The sequence below is a fragment of the Streptomyces sp. NPDC089799 genome (genome assembly GCF_040684755.1).
In the GTDB taxonomy this organism is placed as follows: Bacteria; Actinomycetota; Actinomycetes; order Streptomycetales; family Streptomycetaceae; genus Streptomyces.
In genome coordinates this window covers 1-3,243 of sequence record NZ_JBFBGR010000077.1, presented here as the reverse complement: position 1 = coordinate 3,243, position 3,243 = coordinate 1, and the positions used below count along the sequence as shown (strand labels likewise).

Annotated in this window: 2 protein-coding genes; both read right to left on the bottom strand. The window is 71.3% G+C overall.

Features of this window, described 5'->3' with window-relative positions; genetic code table 11:
- Window positions 1-2,606: FlgD immunoglobulin-like domain containing protein (locus AB0O36_RS36925; protein ID WP_365118365.1), on the bottom strand; the 2,606-nt coding region annotated here is incomplete at its 3' end.
- A gap of 148 nt (window positions 2,607-2,754) precedes the next feature.
- On the bottom strand, window positions 2,755-3,243 hold a 489-nt coding region (locus AB0O36_RS36920; RefSeq protein WP_365118363.1), incomplete at its 5' end, for a VCBS repeat-containing protein.

The window sequence follows — 3,243 nt, the reverse complement described above, 5'->3', positions numbered from 1 at the left end:
AGGTCGCCCGTGCTCGCCTGGCGGCCCAGCAGGTCCGCGCGGCCGTCGCCGGTCACGTCGCCGGCCGAGGTGAGGACGTCGTAGGCGTTGAAGCCGGTGCCCAGCCAGGTGTTGCCCGTGGTCGGGGCCACGGCCGTGCCGCAGGCCGGCTGGTACGAACGCAGCGTGCCCGCCGAGTTGCGGACCAGGACGTCATTGCAGCGGTCGCCGTTGACGTCACCGAAGGGGACGACGGTGGAGGTGGTCGGCCAGCCCGCGCCGGTCACCTTCGTGCCGCTCAGGCCGCCCTTGCCGTCACCGGCGTGGAAGGCCAGGTTGCCGCTGTTGTCCAGGGTGACCAGGTCACCGAAGCCGTCCCTGCCCGCCACGTCCCGGTGGACCGCACCGCCACCCGTCAGTTGGACCGTGCCGGTGGACTTCAGGTCCGGGCCCTGGCCGTCGGCCGGCTTTCCGGTCAGCGTCCAGTCGTAGGCGCCGTTGCCGACCAGCCGGCCCTGCGCGTCCTTGCCGTCCCAGCCGGTACGGATCACACCGCGCGCCTCGCCGCCGGTGATCGTACGGACCACGGCTCCACCCGCCTTCGCGCGGACCGTCAGCGTCCAGGACGCGGCCGTCTTGTTCAGGAACCAGGCGCCCGACCAGGACTTGGTGCCGCCCGCGACATCGTGGGCCGCCGGGGTGTCCCGGTCGATCGCCGAGATGCCGCCGTTGACCACACCGGAGTCGAAGACGTGGGTGTCGTACCGGTCATCGGAGTAGGCGATCCGGCCGGAGTACTTGTCGACGGCCCATCCGTGCCCGGGCTTCGGGTCCACCGGCCTGCCGAGCTCCCGGGTGCCGGTGGCGCCGCGCAGGTCGGTGGACCTCAGCACGCCGTCCTTCTCCCAGGCGACGAAGCCGTTGCCCAGGCGCGCGCTGTTGTGCGCGGGCAGCGGCGCGTTCTTCCCCGTCCCGGTGTCATGGACTCCGGCCTCGCCGTCGCACTTCCAGTAGACCGACGAACCCCAGGCGTCCAGCGCCCTGATGTCGCAGCCCGCCACCGTGTCGGTACGGACCACCGCACCGGTGCGCACGTCGACGGCCTCGACGACGCCCCGGTCCTTCTCCTTCCACAGCCAGTACCCGGACAGTGCGAAGACGCCGTCGGACAACGGCAGGGTGCGGACCACCTTGCGGCGGTCGAGGTCGAAGACCTCGACCGGGCGGGACGCGTCGTCGGAGCGCAGGTACGCCGCGAACCGGCCGGACGCCTGCACGCTCTCGGGTACGGGCTTGACCGCGTTGATCGTATGGAAGTCCACGCCCGGGTCGGTCTGCTGGAGGGAGGTCCCGTGGTAGCCCGCGTACACGATGCGGCCGCCGCCGGCGGCGACGATCGGACTGCACGAGGGCTGTCCGTGCCACTCGCTCCCGCACTGGTTGTTCCGCAGATATCCGCGGCCCTTGCGGGTTCCTGCCGTGGGCGTGCCCGCGGCCGGCATCACGTACTCGGTGATGTCCTGGATGCCGTTCTTGACCTCGATGCTGTAGTGGCGGCCGTTCTCCATGGCCACCCTGGGCACCTTCACCGGCAGCAGGGGCAGGTCCAGGACCTTGACCGGCTGGGCCCTGCCCGCGGAGTCGGGACGCACCGCGTGGATGGCGCGTGACCGGTCCGGCTTCTGGGTCGTCAGGAACAGGTGGCCCGACCCACCGTCGACGGACCACGGCAGTTCCCCGAGCAGCACGCGGTGGGGGCTTCCGTCGATCGGAAGCGCCACCACCCGCTTGTCGGTGTCGTCACGGACGACGAGATCGCCGCCCACGACGCCGATCACGCTGCCGCCCTCACCCGAAAGGGGTGACCTGACGCGCTTGGCGTCCTGCTCGCCGAACGGTCCCCCGAGGTCCCAGACCGCGAACGTCCGGGGCTTCCCCGGGCCTTCGGAGTCCGCCCTGACGAGTCGGTCGCCCATGACGACGGCGCCTTCGGGGGCAGGTCGGGCCACCCCGTCCGGGCCCACGAACCAGGTGCTCGTGCCGCTGGGCCGGGTGATCGTGAGCACCCGGCCGAAGCGGCTGCTGCTCCCCGGGTACCCGATCGACGTCAGATCGTCCGGCAGGCCGGTGACCAGGCGGTCCTTGGTCCGGCCGTTCTCCAGGGTCAGCAGGTGCAGCGTGTCCGGTTCGGGAAACTCCGGGTCGTCACCGCCCTCCACCGTGAGCAGGGAGTCCTCGAACCTGTCGGCGGCCCACTGTCCCTCGGGCACCGTGAAGGTCCGCTCCGAGTTGTCACGCATGTCCCGGTAGACGACGGTGTTCTGGCTGTCCTCGTGGACCAGGGAGATCGTGTGCTCCCCCGCGTAGCCCACCCTCAACGGAAGCGTCAGCGGAGTGGTCTTGCCCGTCCGATAGTCCGTCCATTCGTAGGCGAAGTACGAGCCCGAGCTGTCACGCCGGAGCAGGCCCTCGGCCGTGGCCGCATAGACCGGGAGGTAGGAGGGATCCGGGGTGGTTCGTGCCGGGATGACGAGGTCGGCCACGGCCGGGATCTCGGCGGCGACGGACGGGCCGGCGAGAGCGGCCGGGACGACGGTGGCGAGGGCCGTGGTGACGGCGACGGCCACGGTTGTTCTGCGTAGCAAGTGTTCCCCCCTGGGACGGGAGCCGTGGGTACGGGCGCAATCCGTGTGGCTCCGGATGATCTGACTCGGCCGCGACGGAGAGGGCCCGTACGACACCGGACCGGATGTCGTACGGGCCCGTCAGGTGTGGCTAGTACAGGCCCTTGTAGCCGCCGAAGCCGGTGGCGATCTTCGTGGTGGCCTGGAAACCGCCCTTGCCGTCGCCGTTGTTGCGGAGCAGCTCGCCGGCCGCGTTGCGGGAGACGATGTCGGCCTTGCCGTCGCCGGAGAGGTCGCCGGTGCCGACGACCAGGGTCCGGCCGGACGCCCAGCCCGCGCCGTTGACCTGGACCCGGGCCTTGAAGGTGCCGTTCCCGACGCCGTCGAAGCGCCACAGGGTGTTCGCACCGTCCACGGCGAGCAGGTCTCCGCGGCCGTCGCCGTTGAGGTCACCGGCTCCGATGACCTGCTTGTACGACTTCCAGCCGCCGGAGACCTTCACGCCCGCCTTGAGCGCGCCCTTGCCGTCGTGCGCGAACAGGTACAGGTCGCCCGTGCTCGCCTGGCGGCCCAGCAGGTCCGCGCGGCCGTCGCCGGTCACGTCGCCGGCCGAGGTGAGGACGTCGTAGGCGTTGAAGCC